Below are 3,587 nucleotides of genomic sequence, written 5' to 3' on the forward strand. Positions count from 1 at the left end.
CCCGCCGCTACCGGCTGCTCACCGCGGCCCTGCTGCACGGCAGTGGTTTTCGGCCGGTGCGGGCCTGCATCACCCCGGCGTCCTCGGCGCTGCCCTCGGTGTTCACCCGCGTGGTGAACGCGCTGGGCGAGTAGGCCGCACGGCGTCGCCCAGATACTCCAACAACCGCATGCCGTGGAAGACCAGCAGCGCGGCGATCGATCCGAGCGCGATCCCGGTGAACGTCAGGGACCCGAGTTGCCAAGTGAAATCGGCGATCCCGATGATCAGCGGAATGGCGGCGGTCATCTGGTTGATCGGTTTGGAGAAGTCGACGTGGTTGGTGAGCCAGATGCGCACCCCGAGAATGCCCACCAGGCCGTAGAGCACGATCGTCGCCCCACCCAGCACGCCCGGTGGGATCGCCGAGATCGCCGCACCGACCTTGGGGCACAACGACAGCACGATGGCCACCGATGCGGCCACCCAGTACGCGGCGGTGGAGTACACCCGGGTGGCCGCCATCACCCCGATGTTCTCGGCGTAGGTGGTGGTCGCCGAACCGCCGCCGGCTCCGGCCAGCACGGTGGCCACCCCGTCGGCGGCCAGTGCCCGGCCGACCAGCGGATCGAGATCGGTACCGGTCATCTGTCCCACCGACTTGACGTGGCCGATGTTCTCGGCGATGAGCGCGATCACCGCGGGCAGGAACAGCGGCAACACGGCCAGGTTGAACGTCGGGGTCTGGAACTCGGGCAGGCCCAACCAGGGCGCCGCCGCGATCGCGGAAGTGTCCACCTCGTCGAGGACCAGCGCCAGCAGATACCCGATCAGCACCGCACCGAAGATCGCCAGCCGGCCGATCAGGCCCTTGAAGAACGCCAGGGTGGCGACCAGCAGCACCAACGTCACCAACCCGACCAGCGGGCCCTTCTCGAAATTGGACTTGGCGGCCGGGGCCAGGTTGAAGCCGATCAGCGCGACCACCGCACCCGTCACCACCGGCGGCAGGGCCAGGTCGATCCAATGGGTGCCGGCCAGGTGCACCACCGCGCCGATGAGGATGAGCAGCAACCCGACGGCGATCAACCCGCCCAGCGCGCTGCCCGCGCCGTGCGAGGCGACGGCCGCCGTCACCGGGGAGATCACCGCGAAGCTCGACCCCAGGTAGCTCGGCAACCGGTTTCCGGTGATGAGCAGGAACAGGATCGTGCCCACACCGGAGAACAGCAGCGTGGTGGCGGGCGGGAAGCCGGTCAGCACCGGGACCAGGAACGTGGCACCGAACATGGCCACCACGTGTTGGGCGCCGATACCGACTGTGCTGAACCAATCGAGCCGTTCCCCGGGGTTGACGACGAAGTCGTCGTCGGTACGGGTCTCGACGTACTGCCAACTCAGCGGAATCACGAGTGATGACTACACCATGATCGGCTGCCGCGCATGCGGACTGCGGCAAGAATCAACCGTGATGAAACCGAACCTGTGGCGCTGGCTCCCCGGACTGGCGCAGCTCACCGGCTATCGGCGGTCGTGGCTGCGCGGCGATGTCCTGGCCGGTGTGACGGTCGCGGCCTACCTGGTGCCGCAGGTGATGGCCTATGCCACGGTGGCCGGACTGCCGCCGGTAGCGGGGCTGTGGGCGGCGTTGGTGCCGATGGCCGTCTACGCGCTGCTTGGGTCGTCGCGACAACTGTCGGTGGGGCCCGAGTCCACCACTGCCCTGATGACGGCCACCGCCTTGGCTCCGCTGGCCATCGCCGATCCGGCCCGCTACGCCGCGATGTCGGCGGTGCTGGCGTTGCTGGTCGGGGCGGTCTGTCTGGTGGCCGGGTTGTGCAGACTCGGCTTCCTGGCCGATCTGCTGTCCCGTCCGGTGCTGGTCGGCTACATGACCGGGGTCGCGCTCATCATGATGAGTGGCCAACTCGGCAAAGTGACCGGTGTCGACGTCAGCGGCGACGAGTTCATCGACCAGGTCCGCTCGTTCGTCTCCGGCCTGGGCACCGTGCATGTCCCCACGGTGGTGTTGTCGGTCGCGGTGCTGGCGTTGCTGCTCGTGCTCTTCCGGATTTCGGCCCGGTTTCCCGGGCCGCTGGCGGCCGTGCTGGCCGCGACGGCGGTGGTGTGGTTCTTCTCCTTGGAGGACAAGGGAATTCGCGTGGTCGGAGGAATCCCGGCCGGGTTGCCCGCGCTCACCCTGCCGCCGGTCGCGATGACCGAGGTGGTGGCATTGGTGATCCCGGCGGTCGGCATCGCGGTCGTGGCGTTCTCCGACAACGCCCTGACCGCCCGCACCTTCGCGGCGCGCAAAGGAGAGACGATCGACGCCAACGCCGAGCTGCGCGCACTGGGCGTGTGCAACCTGACAACCGGTGTCAGCCAGGGTTTTCCGGTCAGCTCGAGCGGCAGCCGGACCGCGCTCGGTGATGTGCTGGGCAGCCGTACCCAGCTGTACTCGCTGGTGATGCTCGGCACCGTGCTGGTGGTCATGCTGGCCGGGCGCGATCTGCTGGAGAACTTCCCGATGGCGGCGCTGGGCGCGCTGGTGGTCTACGCCGCGCTCCGGCTGATCGACGTGGCCGAGTTCCGGCGGCTGGCCCGCTTCCGGCGCAGCGAGCTGTTCCTCGCGATCGCCACCACCGTCGCGGTGCTGGGCTTCGGGGTGCTGTACGGGGTGCTGGTGGCGATCGCCCTGTCGCTGCTGGACACGCTGCGGCGCATTGCCCGCCCGCACGACAGCGTGCTCGGCTATGTGCCCGGGGTGGCCGGGATGCACGACGTCGACGACTATCCCGACGCCGAGCTGGTCCCGGGACTGGTGGTCTACCGCTATGACGCACCGCTGTTCTTCGCGAACGCCGAGGATTTCCGGCAGCGGGCGCTCGCCGCGGTCGACGAGGCGGACGGCCGGGTCGAATGGTTCGTGCTCAACGCCGAGGCTCAGGTCGACCCGGACCTGACCGCTGTCGACGCGCTGGAACACCTGCGCCGCGAGTTGACCGCACGGGGCATCGTGTTCGCCATGGCCCGGGTCAAATCGGACCTGCGCGACGACCTGGTCGCGGCGGGCTTCATCGACCGAGTCGGTGAGGACCGCATCTTTCCGACGCTGCCGACCGCGGTCGAAGCGTTCCGCAATCGCTAGGTGCTCGGTGCCGAGAAACGGCGGCGCACCGCGTAGATCGCCGCACCGACCGCCACCACGCCCACGCCCGCGATCACCGACGGCAAGGGCAGCGTGAACGCCAGCACCAGGCAGCCCGCCAGGCCCACGGCCGGGATCACCCGGTGCCGCCAGTTCGAGGAATCCAGCGTCCACGCCGAGGCGTTGGCGATCGCGTAGTACAGCAGCACCGCGAACGACGAGAACCCGATGGCGCCACGGAGATCCGCCACCGCGGCCAGTGCGGCCACCACCACGCCGACCAGGATCTCGGCCCGGTGCGGCACGGCGAACCGCGGGTGTACGGCAGCCAGCCCGTGCGGTAGGTGGTGATCCCGGGCCATCGCCAGGGTGGTGCGGGATACCCCGAGAATCAGCGCCAGCAGCGAGCCGAGGGCGGCGATCGCGGCGCCGGCGCGAACCACCGGTTGCCACTGCGGCG

At 69.3% G+C, this 3,587-nt stretch carries 3 protein-coding genes; 1 reads left to right on the forward strand and 2 read right to left on the reverse strand.

The window, feature by feature from the left end; genetic code table 11:
* Positions 1-102: 102 nt before the first annotated feature.
* Positions 103-1,389 (reverse strand): uracil-xanthine permease family protein, encoded by a 1,287-nt coding sequence (locus tag BN4332_RS27265; RefSeq protein WP_066902583.1) that lies wholly within the window; start codon positions 1,387-1,389, stop codon positions 103-105.
* A gap of 61 nt (positions 1,390-1,450) precedes the next feature.
* Here BN4332_RS27265 and BN4332_RS27270 point away from each other — a divergent pair, with 61 nt between their 5' ends.
* The gene (locus tag BN4332_RS27270; protein WP_066902585.1) at positions 1,451-3,127 is read left to right on the forward strand and encodes a SulP family inorganic anion transporter; all 1,677 of its coding nucleotides are present in this window, start codon (positions 1,451-1,453) and stop codon (positions 3,125-3,127) included.
* On the opposite strand, the gene BN4332_RS27275 is transcribed toward BN4332_RS27270, so the two are convergent.
* The coding region (locus tag BN4332_RS27275) for an amino acid permease (RefSeq protein ID WP_160110941.1) at positions 3,124-3,587 on the reverse strand (464 nt) is incomplete at its 5' end. The genes BN4332_RS27270 and BN4332_RS27275 overlap by 4 nt on opposite strands.

The organism is Mycolicibacterium houstonense, from assembly GCF_900078665.2.
Taxonomy (GTDB): domain Bacteria; phylum Actinomycetota; class Actinomycetes; order Mycobacteriales; family Mycobacteriaceae; genus Mycobacterium; species Mycobacterium houstonense.

What these genes read in the sequence shown, in the direction of transcription:
- BN4332_RS27270 (WP_066902585.1), top strand. Translation starts at nt 1,451, where the DNA reads ATGAAACCGAACCTGTGGCGCTGGCTCCCCGGACTGGCGCAGCTCACC.